The 17,469-nt window shown below is 59.8% G+C and carries 11 protein-coding genes and 1 tRNA gene; 6 read left to right on the forward strand and 6 right to left on the reverse strand.

Features of this window, described 5'->3' with window-relative positions:
- Nucleotides 1–112 precede the first annotated feature (112 nt).
- Genes lpdA through aceE form a run of 3 tightly spaced genes read right to left on the reverse strand, consistent with a single transcriptional unit; the run spans nt 113 to nt 6,307 of the window.
- The gene (gene lpdA / locus B9Z37_RS00425) at nt 113–1,933 is read right to left on the reverse strand and encodes a dihydrolipoyl dehydrogenase (RefSeq protein WP_108311106.1); all 1,821 of its coding nucleotides are present in this window, start codon (nt 1,931–1,933) and stop codon (nt 113–115) included.
- Between the two features lie 9 nt (nt 1,934–1,942).
- A complete protein-coding gene (gene aceF, locus B9Z37_RS00430) occupies nt 1,943–3,595 on the reverse strand; it encodes a dihydrolipoyllysine-residue acetyltransferase (RefSeq protein ID WP_108311107.1) in 1,653 nt (550 codons plus the stop codon).
- A gap of 15 nt (nt 3,596–3,610) precedes the next feature.
- Complete coding sequence (gene aceE / locus B9Z37_RS00435) at nt 3,611–6,307, reverse strand: pyruvate dehydrogenase (acetyl-transferring), homodimeric type (protein ID WP_108311108.1); 2,697 nt, start codon at nt 6,305–6,307, stop codon at nt 3,611–3,613.
- Between the two features lie 173 nt (nt 6,308–6,480).
- On the opposite strand from aceE, the gene B9Z37_RS00440 reads away from it, so the two are divergent.
- The 5 genes from B9Z37_RS00440 (at nt 6,481) to B9Z37_RS00460 (ending at nt 13,089) form a co-directional block, all read left to right on the forward strand.
- Nucleotides 6,481–9,012, forward strand: coding sequence for a PAS domain-containing sensor histidine kinase (locus B9Z37_RS00440; protein WP_108311826.1), 2,532 nt, complete (start codon nt 6,481–6,483; stop codon nt 9,010–9,012).
- Nucleotides 9,009–9,635 carry a response regulator transcription factor gene (locus B9Z37_RS00445; protein ID WP_108311109.1) on the forward strand — a complete coding sequence of 209 codons (627 nt, stop codon included), beginning with the start codon at nt 9,009–9,011 and terminating at the stop codon, nt 9,633–9,635. The genes B9Z37_RS00440 and B9Z37_RS00445 overlap by 4 nt, the downstream gene beginning before the upstream one ends.
- A gap of 77 nt (nt 9,636–9,712) precedes the next feature.
- Nucleotides 9,713–10,564 (forward strand): bifunctional methylenetetrahydrofolate dehydrogenase/methenyltetrahydrofolate cyclohydrolase FolD, encoded by an 852-nt coding sequence (folD, locus tag B9Z37_RS00450; RefSeq protein WP_108311110.1) that lies wholly within the window; start codon nt 9,713–9,715, stop codon nt 10,562–10,564.
- Nucleotides 10,565–10,641: 77 nt separating this feature from the next.
- The gene (locus tag B9Z37_RS00455) at nt 10,642–12,681 is read left to right on the forward strand and encodes a M3 family metallopeptidase (RefSeq protein ID WP_108311111.1); all 2,040 of its coding nucleotides are present in this window, start codon (nt 10,642–10,644) and stop codon (nt 12,679–12,681) included.
- A 24-nt stretch (nt 12,682–12,705) separates the two neighbouring features.
- Complete coding sequence (locus tag B9Z37_RS00460; RefSeq protein WP_108311112.1) at nt 12,706–13,089, forward strand: DUF2237 family protein; 384 nt, start codon at nt 12,706–12,708, stop codon at nt 13,087–13,089.
- A 154-nt stretch (nt 13,090–13,243) separates the two neighbouring features.
- Here B9Z37_RS00460 and B9Z37_RS00465 read toward each other — a convergent pair.
- The 3 genes from B9Z37_RS00465 to B9Z37_RS00475 all read right to left on the reverse strand — a co-directional run bounded on the left by B9Z37_RS00465 (nt 13,244) and on the right by B9Z37_RS00475 (nt 16,597).
- A tRNA-Val gene (locus B9Z37_RS00465) sits at nt 13,244–13,320 on the reverse strand.
- Between the two features lie 66 nt (nt 13,321–13,386).
- The gene (locus B9Z37_RS00470; RefSeq protein ID WP_108311113.1) at nt 13,387–15,627 is read right to left on the reverse strand and encodes a RelA/SpoT family protein; all 2,241 of its coding nucleotides are present in this window, start codon (nt 15,625–15,627) and stop codon (nt 13,387–13,389) included.
- A 40-nt stretch (nt 15,628–15,667) separates the two neighbouring features.
- Nucleotides 15,668–16,597 carry an alpha/beta fold hydrolase gene (locus B9Z37_RS00475; RefSeq protein WP_108311114.1) on the reverse strand — a complete coding sequence of 310 codons (930 nt, stop codon included), beginning with the start codon at nt 16,595–16,597 and terminating at the stop codon, nt 15,668–15,670.
- Nucleotides 16,598–16,698: 101 nt separating this feature from the next.
- On the opposite strand from B9Z37_RS00475, the gene B9Z37_RS00480 reads away from it, so the two are divergent.
- Nucleotides 16,699–17,469, forward strand: a complete 771-nt coding sequence (locus B9Z37_RS00480; RefSeq protein WP_108311827.1) for a 3-hydroxybutyrate dehydrogenase — start codon at nt 16,699–16,701, stop codon at nt 17,467–17,469.

The raw sequence follows: 17,469 nt of genomic DNA on the forward strand, positions 1-17,469 counted from the left end.
GTGAATACGCAGCCTAATCACCGCATCGAATGCGGTGATAAAAAAACCTTCGCAGAATAAAAAAGCCCAGACAGTTTCCTGTCTGGGCTTTTTGGGATGCAACGCGAAGCGTTTACTTCTTGCTAGGCGGCAAGTCCGTGCAGCTACCGTGCGCCACTTCTGCCGCCATCCCAATGCTTTCGCCCAGCGTGGGATGTGGATGGATGGTTTTGCCGATATCCACAGCGTCTGCGCCCATCTCGATGGCCAGAGCGATCTCGCCAATCATGTCGCCCGCGTGCGTGCCCACCATGCCGCCGCCCAAGATCTTGCCGTGGCCGTGGGCCTCTGGCGAATCGTCAAACAGCAGTTTGGTCACGCCTTCGTCGCGGCCGTTGGCAATGGCGCGGCCCGAGGCGGTCCAAGGGAACAAGCCCTTTTTCACCTTGATGCCTTGCGCTTTGGCTTGGTCTTCGGTCAGGCCCACCCAGGCCACTTCGGGGTCGGTGTAGGCCACGCTTGGGATGACGCGTGCGTTGAACGCAGCGGCTGCCAGCTCTTTGTTGCCTTGCAGTTCGCCCGCAATCACTTCGGCTGCCACGTGTGCTTCGTGCACCGCCTTATGCGCCAACATGGGCTGGCCAACGATGTCGCCAATGGCGAAGATGTGCGGCACGTTGGTGCGCATTTGAATGTCCACGTTAATAAAGCCACGGTCGGTCACGGACACGCCTGCTTTTTCAGCGGCGAGTTTTTTACCGTTGGGCGTGCGGCCTACGGCTTGCAACACAAGGTCGTACACCTGCGGCGCGGGGGCTGTGCCGCCCTCTTCTGCCGGTGCAAACGTGACTTCAATGCCTTCGGGCAAGGCACGTGCGGACACGGTCTTGGTCTTGAGCATGATGTTGTCAAAGCGCTTGGCGTTCATCTTTTGCCAGATCTTGACCAAGTCGCGGTCAGCGCCCTGCATGAGGCCGTCCATCATTTCCACCACGTCCAGGCGTGCGCCCAGCGTGCTGTAAACGGTGCCCATTTCTAGGCCGATGATGCCGCCGCCCAAAATCAACATGCGCTTGGGCACTTCTTTGAGTTCCAAAGCACCAGTGCTGTCGACCACGCGGGGGTCGTTGGGCATAAAAGGCAAACGTACGGCTTGCGAACCTGCAGCGATGATGGCCTTCTTGAAAGCGATCACTTTTTTGCTGCCGTTTTGTTCTTGTGCAGTGCCCGTGGTCTCGCTCACTTCGAGGTGGTTGGCGCCCACGAATTGGCCCAAGCCGCGCACGGTGGTGACCTTGCGCATCTTGGCCATGGCAGCCAAGCCGCCGGTGAGTTTGCCAATGACTTTTTCTTTGTGGCCGCGCAGCTTGTCGATGTTGACAGCGGGTGTACCGAAGTCCACACCGAGGTCGGCCATGTGAGCCACTTCGTCCATCACCGCTGCGACGTGCAGCAAGGCTTTGGATGGAATGCAACCCACGTTCAAACACACGCCGCCCAAGGTGGCGTAGCGCTCAACGATGACGACATTCAAGCCGAGGTCAGCCGCACGGAATGCAGCTGAGTAACCGCCAGGGCCACCGCCCAACACGAGCACATCGCACTCGATGTCAGCAGAGCCGCCGAAGGATGAGGCTGTGGGTGCGGGGGCTGCGGCCACAGGGGCAGCAGCAGGTGCGGCCGCTGGAGCAGGAGCTACTGGGGCTGTCGCAGCGCCCTCGCCTTCCAGGACCAACACCACCGAGCCTTGTTTGACCTTGTCGCCGAGCTTGACTTTGAGTTCCTTCACAACACCAGCGTGGGAGGATGGGATTTCCATCGAGGCCTTGTCGGACTCGACGGTGATGAGCGATTGCTCGGCCTTGACGGTGTCGCCGGGTTTGACCATCAACTCGATCACGGTGACTTCGTCGAAGTCACCAATGTCGGGGACTTGAATATCAATCAGTGCCATTTCAAATCCTTAGAGAAGAACGCGACGGAAGTCGCTGAGGATTTGACCCAGGAACGCGTTGAAGCGTGCCGCTGCGGCGCCGTCGATGACGCGGTGATCCCATGTCAAAGACAGGGGCAGCATCAGGCGAGGCACAAACTGCTTGCCGTCCCAAACGGGTTCCATGGTGCTCTTGCACACACCCAAAATGGCCACTTCGGGTGCATTGATGATGGGCGTGAAGTACTTACCACCAATGCCGCCGAGGCTGGAGATGGTGAAGGTGGCGCCCGTCATTTCTGCGGGGCCGAGTTTGCCGTCGCGCGCCTTCTTGGCCAGCTCGCCCATTTCCTGGCTAATTTGCAGCACGCCTTTTTTGTCGCAATCGCGGATGACCGGCACCATCAAACCATTGGGCGTGTCAGCGGCAAAGCCGATGTGCCAGTAGTTTTTGTAGACCAGTGCATCGCCATCGAGCGAGCTGTTGAACTCTGGGTATTTCTTGAGCGCGGCCACACAAGCCTTGATCAAGAACGCCAGCATCGTTACTTTCACGCCGCTCTTCTCGTTCTCTTTGTTGGTCGAGACGCGGAAGGCTTCGAGGTCGGTGATGTCGGCATCGTCGTGGTTGGTGACGGCCGGAATCATGATGGCGTTGCGGAGCAAATTCGCACCGCTGATCTTCTTGATGCGGCCCATCTCTTTGCGCTCGATGGGGCCGAACTTGGCGAAGTCGACCTTGGGCCAGGGGATCAGGCCCAACTCGGAGCCACCACCGCCCGAAGCCGCAGGAGCCTTGGCCGCTTGCGCTTTGGTCTGCGCAGCGCCAGACATGACGGCTTTGGTGAAGGTTTGGACGTCATCGGCCGTGATGCGACCCTTGAGGCCAGAGCCTTTGACTTCGTCGAGCGGCACACCCAGCTCGCGGGCGAACTTGCGCACCGAGGGCGACGCGTGGGGCAAGCCCACGGTGTTGCCGCCGGGGGCATGGGCGGGTGCGACCACGGCAGCGGCAGCCGCCGCCACAGGCGTTTGTGCAGCGGCCGGGGCCGAAGCCACGGCTACAGGGGCAGCTGCAACAGCAGCCGCTGCGGGTGCAGCAGTCACGGTGCCTTCCACCACGGCCAGCAGGTCACCGATGTTGACCGTGTCGCCCACTTTGACTTTGAGCTCTTTGAGCACGCCAGCCGCCGAAGACGGGATTTCCATCGAGGCTTTGTCGGACTCGACCGTGATCAGCGATTGCTCGACCTTGATGGTGTCGCCAGGCTTGACCATGACTTCAATGACGACCACGTCTTTGAAGTCGCCAATGTCGGGCACAAACACTTGCACGGGGCCGGATGCCGCAACCACTGGCGCAACAGCCACGGGCGCGGCTGCGGGTGCAGCCACTGCAGCAGTCGGCGCAGCAGCAGGTGCAGCCGCTGGTGCAGCAGCCGCACCAGCGGCCTCCACCACCAGCACGATCGAGCCTTGCTTGACCTTGTCGCCCAAAGCGACGCGCATTTCCTTGACGACGCCCGCCGTGCTCGACGGAATTTCCATCGAGGCTTTGTCGGACTCGACCGTGATCAGCGATTGCTCGGCTTTGACGGTGTCGCCCACTTTGACCATCAATTCAATGACGGTCACTTCATCGAAATCCCCGATGTCCGGGACTTGTACTTCTACCAATGCCATGTTTGTCTCCCGGATTTATGCGTACAGCGGGTTGATCTTGTCGGTTTTGATGCCGTACTTCTTGATGGCTTCGGCCACCTGCGCCACAGGCACTTTGCCCTCTTCGCTCAGCGCCTTGAGGGCGGCGATCACGATGTAGTGGCGGTTGATCTCGAAGTGCTCGCGCAGCTTGCTGCGGAAGTCGGAGCGGCCAAAACCGTCGGTGCCCAGCACTTTGTAGGTGCGGTCTTTCGGAATGAAAGGACGGATCTGCTCGGCATAGGCCTTCATGTAGTCGGTCGATGCCACCACAGGGCCGCTGTGCTTGGCCAGCTGTTGGCCGACGAACGGCACACGGGGTGTTTCCAGCGGGTGCAGCAAGTTGAAGCGCTCGGCGTCCTGACCGTCGCGAGTCAGCTCGTTGAAGCTTGGGCAGCTCCACACGTCGGCTTGGATGCCCCAGTCGGTGGCCAGCAGGGTTTGTGCGGCAATGGATTCGCGCAGGATGGTGCCCGAACCCAGCAGTTGCACGCGCTTGTCTCCAGCGGCACCCGGCTTGCACAAATACATGCCCTTGATGATCTGTTCTTCGGTGCCGGGCGTCAGGCCGGGCATGGCGTAGTTTTCGTTCAGCAGCGTCAGGTAATAGAAGACGTTGTCTTGCTTCTCAACCATGCGCTTCAAACCGTGGTGCAGGATGACGCCGACTTCGTGTGCAAAGGTCGGGTCATAAGACACGCAGTTGGGGATGGTGTTGGCCATGATGTGGCTGTGACCGTCTTCGTGCTGCAAGCCTTCGCCGTTGAGCGTTGTCCGGCCGGATGTACCGCCGAGCAAGAAGCCACGCGCTTGCATGTCGCCCGCCGCCCAAGCCAAGTCGCCAATGCGTTGGAAGCCGAACATCGAGTAGTACACGTAGAACGGCACCATGATGCGGTTGCTGGTGGAGTAGCTGGTGGCAGCTGCAATCCAGCTCGACATACCGCCAGCTTCGTTGATGCCTTCTTGCAGGATCTGACCGGCTTTGTCTTCCTTGTAGTACATGACCTGGTCTTTGTCGACCGGGGTGTACTGTTGGCCCGCAGGGTTGTAGATACCGATCTGGCGGAACAGGCCTTCCATGCCGAATGTGCGGGCTTCGTCCACCAAGATGGGTACCACGCGTGGGCCCAGGGCTTGGTCGCGCAGCAGTTGGGTCAAGAAGCGGACATACGCTTGGGTGGTGGAGATTTCACGGCCTTCGGCAGTGGGCTCCATCACCGATTTGAAGATGTCGAGCGACGGCACGGTGAAGCTTTCTTCGGCTTTCGTGCGGCGGTGCGGCAAGTAGCCGCCCAAGGCCTTGCGGCGCTCGTGCAGGTACTTCATTTCTGGCGTGTCGTCTGCAGGCTTGTAGAACGGCACATTGGCCAGTTCGCTGTCTGGCACCGGGATGTTGAAGCGGTCGCGCATATAGCGGATGTCTTCGTCGGTCAGTTTTTTGGTCTGGTGGACGTTGTTTTTGCCTTCACCGGCTTTGCCCATGCCAAAACCTTTGACGGTCTTGATCAGCAAAACGGTGGGTTGCTCTTTGGTGTTCACTGCTTCGTGGTAAGCGGCATACACCTTTTGCGGGTCATGACCGCCGCGCTTGAGGTTCCAGATTTCGTCGTCGCTCATGTGCGCGACCATCTCCAGCGTGCGAGGGTCGCGGCCAAAGAAATGCTTGCGCACGTAAGCGCCGTCGTTGGCTTTGAAGGCCTGGTAGTCGCCGTCCAGCGTGTCCATCATCAGCTTGCGCAAAGCGCCGTCTTTGTCGCGGGCCAAAAGCTTGTCCCACTCGCTGCCCCACAGGAGCTTGATGACGTTCCAGCCGGAGCCACGGAATTCGCCTTCGAGTTCTTGCACGATCTTGCCGTTGCCGCGCACCGGGCCGTCCAGGCGCTGCAGGTTGCAGTTGACGACAAAGATCAGGTTGTCCAGCTTCTCGCGTGCGGCCAGGCCGATCGCGCCCAGGGATTCAACTTCGTCCATCTCGCCGTCGCCGCAGAACACCCAGACCTTGCGGTTTTCGGTGTTGGCAATGCCACGGGCGTGCAAATACTTCAAGAAACGCGCTTGGTAGATCGCCATCAATGGGCCCAGGCCCATCGACACGGTGGGGAACTGCCAGAACTCTGGCATGAGTTTGGGGTGCGGGTAGCTCGACAGGCCTTTGCCATCGACTTCCTGGCGGAAGTTGAGCAACTGCTCTTCTGTCAGTCGGCCTTCCAGATAAGCGCGGGCATACACGCCGGGCGACACGTGGCCCTGGATGTAGAGGCAGTCGCCGCCGTGGTTTTCGTTTTCGGCGTGCCAGAAGTGGTTAAAGCCCGCACCAAACATGTGGGCCAGCGAGGCGAACGAGCCGATGTGACCGCCCAAATCGCCGCCGTCTTCAGGGTTGTGACGGTTGGCCTTGACCACCATCGCCATCGCGTTCCAACGCATGTAGGCGCGCAGGCGCTCTTCGATCTCGATGTTGCCGGGGCAATGCGCTTCTTGATCGGGTTCGATGGTGTTCACATAACCCGTGTTGGCCGAGAACGGCATGTCGATGCTGTTTTCGCGGGCGTGCTCGAGCAATTGCTCGATCAAGAAATGCGCGCGTTGGCCGCCTTCTTTTTCAATCACGGCGGACAGTGCGTCCATCCATTCACGGGTCTCTTGGCTGTCCATGTCCAGAGCCGGCTGTTGAGGTGTTGCCGCTGTCATGTTTGTCTCCTATTGGTGTTGTTGCGAAATGATGCCCGAATTTTCACATATATTTTGATGAATTTCAAATTGTGCTTACATGTTTTGTATTGTGAAAAATGACGGGTATTTTGGCACCTTGCAAACAGCCCTTCAGTGCAAATACGCAAGGGTTGTCACCTAAACTCAGCGGCATGGAATTGAACAGAGCAGCATCGGTGGTCAAAAAAGTCGGGCCTTGGGCGTGGTGGCGCACATGGTGGCAACGCCAGTCCCCGAATAGACAAGACCGATTTGCCAATCTGGCACCGGTGGCCGCTGTGGTGCTATTTTTGGCGGCTATTGCCAGTGCTTTTTGGTATCTGCGTGTCGAAGAGATTGAACGCGAGCAAGAAGCCATCAAGCGGGATGTGGAATATGCGCAGCAACGCCTGCGTCTGCGCTTGCTGGAGCGACAAGAGCAGGTCATGCGCTTGGCGCGTGATGTCTCCAACAAGGAAATACGCCCCGACCAATTCCTTTCGCGGGCTGAAGCGATGGTGCAGCAGTACCCGGAATTCATGTCGCTGACCTGGATTGACGACCGTCGGCGCATCATTGCCAACCAAAGTGTTTCCAGCATTTCGCCCAGCCAGCATCTGCGGGCTGGCACGGTGCTCAAAGTGAGCGAAACAGAAAGCCACTTCAGCCTGGCGCGTGATCTGATGCAGCCGATCTACGGCAAAGTCGACGCCGATGCCGACAAAGACGCTCAAATGGCGGTGCTCCAGCTGCACTCCCCGTTGAGCAACGACCAAGGGCGCTTCAGCGGTGTGATCCTGGCGGAATACACCATGGAGGGCTTGCTGCGTTACGGCATTCCTACCGAGGTGCTGGCCAAGTACGCGGTGGCTTTGCAAGACGGCAAAGGCCATTTGCTGGCGGGCCAAACCATTCCCGGGCGCATTGCGCTGTGGAGCTTGCTGCCCGGCAGTGACAAGCCCAACAACGATTACGAAGTGCCCGTGTCGCCTGTGGGCAACGACCTGATCTTGCGTGCACAGGCTTGGCGTACTTCGCAAGGCTTGGTGGGCGGTGGCTTGTTTTGGTTGGTTGGTGTCTTGAGTGTCATGACCGCCTGGATGCTGATCGGCAACTGGCGACACACCCGCAGGCGCATACAGGCGCAAAAAGCCTTGGTGGCCGAGACCAATTTCCGCCGCGCCATGGAAAACTCCATGCTCACCGGCATGCGTGCGCTGGACCTGCGCGGGCGCATCACTTATGTGAACCCTGCTTTTTGCCAGATGACCGGCTGGAGCGAGTCCGATCTGGTCGGCGCGGTGGCCCCCTTCCCTTACTGGCCTGACCAGGACCGGGAACTGCTGATGACCCGACTCGAAGAAGAAATCAGCGGTCAGCATTCGGCGGGAGGCTTTCAGGTGCGTGTGAAGCGCAAAAACGGCCAGTTGTTTGATGCCCGGATGTACGTGTCGCCCTTGATCGATGCGACTGGCAAGCAAACGGGCTGGATGACGTCGATGACCGACATCACCGAGCCCAACCGGATCCGGGAGCAGCTGGCGGGCTCGCATGAGCGCTTCACCATCGTGCTGGAAGCGCTGGACGCTTCGGTGTCGGTGGCCCCCTTGGGCAGCGAGGAGCTGCTGTTTGCCAACAAACTTTACCGGCTGTGGTTTGGACAAAACACACAAGGTCATTTGCGGTTGGTTCAGCAAGCGGGCGCCAGCCATGCGGCCGACCCCATGGATGAGGTGGACGACATGGTGGGCTTGCCCACCGAAAGCCTGACCGTGGCCACTTCGGAAAACGCCGAAATTTTTGTCTCTGAGCTGGGCAAATGGCTGGAAGTGCGTTCTCGCTACATCAACTGGGCCGATGGCCGCCTGGCGCAAATGGTGATTGCCAGCGACATCACGCCACGCCGTCAGGCCGAAGAATTGGCCGCACAGCAAGCGGAACGTGCCCAGACCGCCAGCCGCCTGATCACCATGGGCGAGATGGCCTCGAGTGTGGCGCATGAGTTGAACCAGCCGCTCACGGCCATCAGCAACTACTGCAGCGGCATGATTTCTCGCATCCAGGCCAAACAGGTCAAAGAAGAAGACCTCTTGTTTGCGCTGGACAAAACCGCACGGCAAGCCCAACGCGCCGGGCAGATCATTTTGCGCATCCGCAGTTTTGTGAAGCGCAGCGAGCCCAACCGGACCTTGTCGGATGTGTCAGCCATGGTCAGTGAATCGCTGGAGCTGGCCGAAATCGAAATGCGCAGACGCCATGTGCGCCTGAGCCACCATGTGGCCGCCCGCTTGCCCCAGCTCATGGTGGACCCGATCCTGATTGAGCAGGTGTTGATTAACCTGATGAAAAACGCAGCCGAGTCCATCGACAACGCCAACCGCTCACCAGGTCAGCGCCAGGTCGAATTGCGCATCGTGCCCAAGCAGATCGACAAGCAGTCGGTGGTGGAATTCTCAGTCACGGACACGGGCAAGGGCTTGCCTCCGGAAGACATTGAAAGGGTCTACGAAGCATTTTTCTCGACCAAGGTTGAGGGCATGGGCATTGGCCTGAATTTGTGCCGCAGCATCATTGAGTCGCACCAAGGCAGGATCGCTGCCGAGAACCTCTACAATGCCGGCGAGGTGACCGGTTGCCGGTTCTCCTTCTGGATTCCGGTCGAAACCACTTTGACCACACAACAACCCACCGGGGTAAATGAATGAGTTTGATTCCGAAAAAAGGCACTGTTTATGTCGTTGACGATGACGAAGCGGTGCGCGACTCCCCGCAGTGGTTGCTCGAAGGCAAAGACTACCGTGTGCGCTGCTTTGACAGCGCCGAATCTTTCATCAGCCGCTACGATCCCCGTGAAGTAGCCTGCCTGATTGCCGACATCCGCATGGGCGGCATGACCGGCCTTGAATTGCAGGACCGCCTGATCGAGCGCAAATCACCCCTGCCGATCGTGTTCATCACCGGTCACGGCGACGTGCCCATGGCGGTGAACACCATGAAAAAAGGCGCGATGGATTTCATCCAGAAACCGTTCAAAGAAGAAGAACTGCTCAGTTTGGTTGAGCGCATGCTGGACGAAGCCCGTGAAGCTTTTGCAGGCTATCAGCAAGCCGCCAGCCGCGACGCGCTGCTGTCCAAGCTGACGGGTCGCGAAGCTCAGGTACTGGAGCGCATCGTGGCCGGTCGCCTGAACAAGCAAATCGCCGACGATTTGGGCATCAGCATCAAGACGGTAGAGGCGCACCGCGCCAACATCATGGAAAAACTCAACGCCAACACGGTGGCCGACCTGCTCAAGATCGCTCTGGGGCAAAACGCGCCCAAGGCCTGATCCACGCCGCCACACCTGAAACGCCCGCATCCGTCGGGCGTTTTGCATTTTTTCTCTGACCTTTCGAGTTTTCAAACATGACCGCACAACTCATCGACGGCAATGCCCTGTCCAAACAACTGCGCACCGAAGTGGCCACCCGCGCCCAGGCCCTCAAGGCCAAAGGCGTCACCCCGGGTCTGGCCGTGGTGCTGGTGGGCGACAACCCGGCCAGCCAGGTTTATGTGCGCAACAAGGTCAAGGCCTGCGAAGACAGTGGTTTGCATTCGGTGCTCGAGAAATACGAAGCCACCATGACCGAGGCCGACTTGCTGGCCCGCGTGGAAGCACTGAACAACGACCCGAGCATCCACGGCATCCTGGTTCAACTGCCCCTGCCTGCCCACATCGACGCGCAAAAGGTGATCGAAGCCATCAGCCCGGCCAAGGACGTGGACGGCTTTCACATCGCCAGTGCCGGGGCCCTGATGACCGGCATGCCCGGCTTTTGGCCTTGCACGCCTTATGGCTGCATGAAGATGCTGGAAAGCATCGGCTACGACCTGCGCGGCAAACACGCCGTGGTCATTGGCCGCAGCAACATCGTGGGCAAGCCCATGGCACTGATGCTGCTGCAAAAAGACGCCACTGTGACGGTAGCGCACTCGCGCACCCAAAACCTCAAGGCCCTCACGCTGCAAGCCGACGTGATCGTGGCGGCCGTGGGCAAACGGAATGTGCTGACGGCCGACATGGTCAAGCCCGGCGCGGTGGTGCTGGATGTGGGCATGAACCGCAACGACGAAGGCAAGCTGTGTGGCGATGTGGACTTTGAAGGCGTGAAAGAAGTCGCCAGCCACATCACCCCCGTGCCCGGCGGCGTGGGCCCCATGACCATCACCATGCTGCTGGTCAACACCCTTGAAGCGGCCGAACGCGCCTCCAACTAATGTGTCATCCCTGGCTTGACCCGGGATCCATGTCTTCAATATCTGTCGCCCCTGATCTCCCTGTCTCTGGAAAACCCATGACCAACCCCTTGCTCGACACCTCCGGCTTGCCCCTGTTTGACCGCATTGCCCCCGCGCATGTGGCTCCGGCCATGGACGAACTGCTGGCCGCTGCCGACCAGGCCCTTGAAACAGTCACGGCAGACGACTTTCCGGCTGACTGGAAAGCCATCGCCCGCACCCTGGATGTGAGCACCGAGCGTCTGGGCATGGCCTGGGGCGCGGTGAGCCACCTCAACAGCGTGGCCGACACGCCCGAATTGCGTGCCGCCTACAACGCTGTCCTGCCCCGAGTGACCGAGTTCTGGACCCGCTTGGGCAGCGACGAACGCCTGTTCGCCAAATACAAGGCCATCGACCCCACCAGCCTGAATGCCGAGCAAACCCAAGCCCACAAAAACGCCCTGCGCGCCTTTGTGCTGGGCGGTGCCGAGCTGCAAGGCGCGGCCAAAGAACGTTACGCCGCCATCCAAGAGCGGCTGGCCGAAATCACGCAAAAGTTCAGCGAAAACACGCTCGATGCCACTGACAGCTTTGCCCTGTATGTGAGCGAAGACCAGCTCAAGGGTGTACCCGCCGATGTGGTGCAAGCCACCCACGATGCCGCCCAAAAAGAAGGCAAAGAGGGCCACCGACTGAGTCTCAAGATGCCGGTCTACCTGCCCGTGATGCAGTTTGCCGACAGCGGCGCATTGCGCGAGCAGCTCTACAAAGCCCATGTCACCCGCGCTTCTGACCAGGCCCCCGAAGAGGCCCGTCAATTCGACAACACCGCTTTGATGCAGGAGATTCTGGCTTTGCGTCAGGAAGAAGCGCAGCTGCTGGGTTTTGACAATTACGCCCAGGTGTCGGTCGTGCCCAAAATGGCCGAGTCGCCCGAAAAAGTCACCGCCTTTTTGCGCGACCTGGCACTCAAAGCCCGTCCTTTTGCCGAAAAAGACCTGGCCGACCTGCGCGAATTCGCGGCCAACGCCCTCGGCATCACCGGCCCGCTGAACGCCTGGGATGTGCCCTACTTGAGCGAAAAACTCAAGGAAGCGCGCTACAGCTTCAGCGAGCAAGAGGTCAAGCAGTATTTCACCGCGCCCAAGGTGCTGGCCGGGCTGTTCAAGATCATCGAGACCTTGTTTGAAGTCAGCATCCACCCCGACCAGGCCCCGGTCTGGCACCCCGCCGTGGCGTTTTACCGCATCGAGCGCGACGGCCAACTGGTGGGCCAGTTCTACCTCGACCCACCGGCTCGCGCTGGCAAACGCGGCGGCGCGTGGATGGACGACGTGCGCGGCCGCTGGCAGCGCCCTGACACCGGCGTGCTGCAAACACCGGTGGCGCACCTGGTGTGCAACTTTGCCGAAGGCGTGAACGGACAGCCCGCCTTGCTGACCCACGACGACGTGATCACCCTCTTCCACGAGTTTGGCCACGGCCTGCACCACATGCTCACCCAAGTGAACGAGCGAGATGTCTCGGGCATCAGCGGCGTCGAGTGGGACGCGGTCGAGCTGCCCAGCCAGTTCATGGAAAACTTCTGCTGGGAATGGTCGGTGCTGAGCCACATGACGGCCCATGTGGACACCGGCGAGCCCCTGCCGCGGGCCTTGTTCGACAAGATGCTGGCCGCCAAAAATTTCCAAAGCGGCCTGCAAACCCTGCGGCAGATCGAGTTTTCGCTGTTCGACATGCTGGTGCATGCCGAACACGACCCCGCGCAAGACTTCATGCCGCTGCTCAGCCAGGTGCGCAGCGAAGTGGCCGTCATGCAACCGCCCGCATTCAACCGCATGGCCCACACCTTCAGCCACATCTTTGCGGGCGGTTACGCGGCAGGTTATTACAGCTACAAATGGGCCGAGGTGCTGAGCGCAGATGCCTACGCCGCGTTTGAAGAAACCGCTGCGGCCGACGGCACGCCCAGCGTAGAGACAGGTCGCCTGTATCGCCGGGCCATTCTGGAAGCGGGCGGTAGCCGCCCTGCGCTCGAATCGTTCAAAGCCTTCCGGGGCCGCGAGCCCAGCCTGGATGCCTTGCTGCGGCACCAGGGCATGGTTGCCGCCTGAGCCGTCATTCAAACACCAAGCACCATGAGCGACAACGCACGCAACGTTCTGGGGGAGGCGCTGGTCCCCTGCTCCTACGACCCTTTGACCGGGTATTACCGGGATGGCTGCTGCAACACGGACGACCACGACCAAGGCAGCCATGTGGTGTGCGCCAAAGTCACGCAAGAATTTCTGGACTTTTCGCTGGCCCGGGGCAATGACCTCATCACGCCCCGCCTTGAGTACCGCTTTGCCGGCTTGAAAGCAGGCGACCGTTGGTGCCTGTGCGCCACCCGATGGAAAGAAGCCCTGGATGCTGGCGTTGCACCGCCTGTTGTTCTGGAATGCACGCACGAACGGGCACTGGCATTTGTGACATTGGCGCAGTTGCAGTCACACGCGATCAAAGCGGTAGACAAGCCTTAACGCCCAGCTGTTCAGGCCTGTATGGGCACTGGACAAGCTGCAGAGTTCAAGCCAGTGGCGGAAAAGTGTCGGAGAACGCGCATTTTTGGGCGCATGAACGAAAAAAAAGCACCGAGCGTTTCCGCTAAGTGCTTGATTTATCTACCAAAAAATTTGGTAGGCGCGACTAGATTCGAACTAGCGACCCCCACCATGTCAAGGTGGTGCTCTAACCAACTGAGCTACGCGCCTGTTGTAGCCTTGAATTATAGCGTCAAAAAAACGTCTTTTTCGGGGCCCGTTTCAATTTGACTTGTTTTAGCGCCTCCGTGCGGCCCTCACCCCTTTGACCCCCCGCACACTGCCCAATACCTTGTTCAAAGTCACGGCGTCGTTGATTTCCACGGTGAAGGTCATCCAGGCGGTGCCTTTGACAGACTGGGTTTGCACACCGATCACGTTCATCTTTTCCTTGGCAAAGACTTCGGAAATGTCACGCAGCAGGCCCTGACGGTCAAAAGCCTCCACTGCCACGTCCACCGGATAAACCGAGGCATCAGGGCCTTTGTTGTCGCCCCAGCGCACGTCTATCACGCGTTCGCCATGGCGCGAGGCCAGCTCCCTGAAATTGCTGCAATCCTGTCGGTGGATGCTCACGCCTTTGCCACGCGTGACAAAGCCGCCAATCGCATCAGGCGGCGCGGGTTTGCAGCAGCGCGAGAGTTGTGTGAGCAATGAGTCCACCCCCACCACCAGCACACCCGAGGGTGATTTGCGCGCAACAGCCCCCTTGAACTTCTTTTGAAAGTACTCGTCTGGCTCCAGTGCAGGCTCGGGCGGGTTGAGCAAGACCTCAATGTTGCGCAGCGAGTATTCGTCCTTCCCCACGACGTCAAACAAACCCTCGGCCGATTTGAAACCCAGCTGGCTGGCCAGGTCTTCGAGACGCATGGCGGTTCGTCCCAGTCGTTGCAGCAATTTTTCGACCGCCTCACGACCTCGGGAGATGGTTTCTTCGCTGACCAGCGCATTGAACCAAGCCCGCACTTTGGATCGGGCTCGCGGGCTGGCGAGGTAGCCCAATTCAAGGTTGAGCCAATCGCGCGAAGGGCCCCCTTCTTTGATGGCCGTGATTTCCACGGTTTGGCCATTGGCCAGTTGGGTGTTCAGCGGCACCATCGCGCCGTCGACCTTGGCACCCCGGCAGCGATGGCCCAGATTGGTGTGCACCGTGTAGGCAAAGTCGATGGGCGTGGCGCCTTGCGGCAGCTCGACCACCGCGGCGTCTGGCGTCAGCACATAGATGCGGTCGTCAAACAGGCCTTTGTCTTGTGCTTGCCCCTGCGCGGCACCCGACAGGTCGCGCTCCCAGGCCAGCAACTGCCGTAGCACGGCAATTTTGGTGTCGTAATCGCTGTTGGCCGAGACCCCTGCATAACCTTTGGCCCCGGCCTCCTTGTAGGCCCAGTGCGCTGCCACGCCGTGCTCGGCATGTTCATGCATGGATTGGGTGCGGATCTGCACTTCGATGGGGCCGCCATCGGCGTCGCGGACCACGGTGTGCAGCGATTGGTAGCCATTGGCTTTGGGCTTGGCGATGTAGTCATCAAACTCCTCAGAGATCGGCGTGAAATGCTCATGCACCCAGCTGAGCACCTGGTAACAATCGGCCACGCTGGGCACCACCACACGCAGTGCGCGGATGTCGAACACGCGGTCAAAGCTGAGCGACTTGCCGCGCATTTTGCGCACGATGCTGTAAATGTGTTTAGGGCGGCCTTCAACCACGGCCTGAATGCCTTGGTTGGCCAGCGCTTGCTGCAGGCGCTGGCGCAGATCGACCATGTATTTTTCGCGTTCGGTGCGCTTTTCGTCCAGCAGCTTTGCAATGTCTTTGTAGGTGGCGGGCTCCAGAAAACGGAAGGACAGGTCTTCCATTTCCCATTTGATTTGCCAGATGCCCAAGCGGTTGGCCAGGGGCGCAAACACCTGCAAGGACTCGCTGGCCAATGCCGGTGGCACCGGCAATTTGGTGGCCGCGTAATGGCGCAGGGTTTGCAGGCGCGAGGCCAAGCGCAGCATGACCACGCGCAAGTCGCGGCTGAATGCCAGCAGCATCTTGCGCACGTTCTCGGTTTGCAACCGGGGGCTGAGAGGCGTGTTGTCTGGGCCTTGGGTATTCGCCTCAGCAGTTCGGGACAAGCGCTGCACATGCACCAGTTGGTTGGTTTGCATGGCCAGTTGCGCCAAATGGGGGCCAAAGGCCTTGGCGATCACCTCTTCGGGCTTGTTCAGATGCGGACACGCATAGACCAGGTAACTGGCCGCCTGCATGGCGACCGAGCCACCGATATCGGCCAGGATCGCAGCCACCGCATCGGCGTGGGCCAGGATGTTTTCTCCGGTGTCCAGCGTTTCACAAGCGATCAAGGGCTCGGCAAAGGCGCGGGCTTTGGCCAGGGTTTCAGCCTGTTCGGACGCATCGGCTGTGGCCAGCATCACGGGCGGCAATGCAGGCGAATGAACATGCGGCGCGTGCAGACGGCCCGATGGCGACATCGGGCTGGCGGAATGGCTAGAGCTGGGGCTGACCATGGTCTCAAGCGCTAAGCAAGAATTGGCTCACCACCGCAATCTGGTCGTCACCCGTCAAGGTAGGCGCATGGCCAAAGCCAGGCCAGGTGTCCAGCTGGGCATGGGGGCCGCGCTGTGTCATGGCGGTGGCGGTTTCCGCTGTGAGCAAGTCAGAGTCTTGACCACGGATCAACAGCGTTTTGGCCTGAATCTGGTCATACAAAGTCCAAAGTGCCGCTTCGCCAGCGGCTGCTGCCTCGGGCGTCATGGCGCGCACAGGCACGCCAATGGCCGGGTCGTAATGCAAGGTCACGGCCCCAGCGGTGCCGGGGCGCAGCATGTGCGCCGACATCTCTCGCCACAGCGCGGCAGGCACAGGGCCAAAACCTTGTGACAAAGCCCACATGGCGGCAGCGGCCTCATCCAGGTCGCGGTACTGGCCGTATTGGCCCACATAGCTTTGCATGCGCTCCACCGAACTCCAGGTGATGGCCGGGCCCACGTCGTTCAGCACCAGGCGACGAATGGGCACAGGCAGTGGCAAACCCGCTTGTCCGGCCAGCACCATGCCCATCAAGCCGCCCATGCTGGTGCCCACCCAGTCAAGGGTTTGCAAGGGGTTTTCAGCGCCCAATTGCGTGTTCAATTGCGCCAGCAAGGCCAACATGTCCGCTGCGTATTGCGGAATTTGGTAACCGGCAGGCTGACTCAGCCACTCGCTGCGGCCCCGCCCCACCACATCGGGGCAAATGACTTGCAAGGGATGGGGGCCTTTTTCGATCAGCGCCTGTGCAAGGCGGTCAAAGTCGCGGCCCTGACGTGTCAAGCCGTGAACGCACACCACCACATGGCGCGCTTGCGCATCGCCCCAGCGCCAATAGGCCATGCGGTGCTGGCCCTCTGGGTGGGGGCAAGACACGAATTCGAGTGAAGGTTGACCAGTCTGGGTGTTCATGACATTCGGAAACAATCTGGGCACTTGTCAGCGCAAACTGAGCTTTTGCAGCGCCATAATGGACTTTTGAACATCCTAATTCATCTTTCGGAGTGGAAATCATGTTGCAAGGTAAAACAGCGTTGGTCACGGGTTCAACCAGCGGTATCGGTTTGGGCATTGCAAAGTCGTTGGCCAAACAAGGTGCCAACATCGTGTTGAATGGTTTTGGCGACGCGGAAGGCCCTAAAGCAGAGATTGCGGCATTGGGTGTGAAAGTGGCCTACCACGGCGCAGACATGAGCAAAGCCAGCGAGATCGAAGCCATGATGAAGTTCGCTGCCGACACCTTTGGCCGCGTGGATATTTTGGTCAACAACGCAGGCATCCAGCATGTGGCCAAAATCGAAGACTTCCCGGTCGAGCGTTGGGACGCGATCATTGCCATCAACCTGACCAGCGCCTTCCACGCCACCCGACTGGCACTGCCCGCCATGAAGGCCTCCAATTGGGGGCGCATCATCAACGTGGCATCGATCCACGGCTTGGTGGGTTCGGCAGAAAAATCAGCTTATGTGGCCGCCAAGCACGGCGTGGTCGGCCTGACCAAAGTCACCGCCCTTGAAAACGCCACCACGGGCGTCACCTGCAACGCCATTTGCCCAGGCTGGGTGCTGACCCCGCTGGTGCAAAAGCAGGTGGATGCCAAAGCCGCAGCCATGGGCTTGTCCAACGAGGAAGCCAAGAAGGTCTTGCTGCAGGAAAAAGAGCCATCCATGCAATTCACCACCCCCGAAGAACTGGGCGATCTGGCGGTTTTCTTTTGCTCCCCTGCAGGCAACAACGTGCGCGGTGTGGCCTGGAACATGGATGGTGGCTGGACAGCTCAGTAA

Source organism: Limnohabitans parvus II-B4 (genome assembly GCF_003063455.1).
Classification (GTDB): Bacteria; Pseudomonadota; Gammaproteobacteria; order Burkholderiales; family Burkholderiaceae_C; genus Limnohabitans_A; species Limnohabitans_A parvus.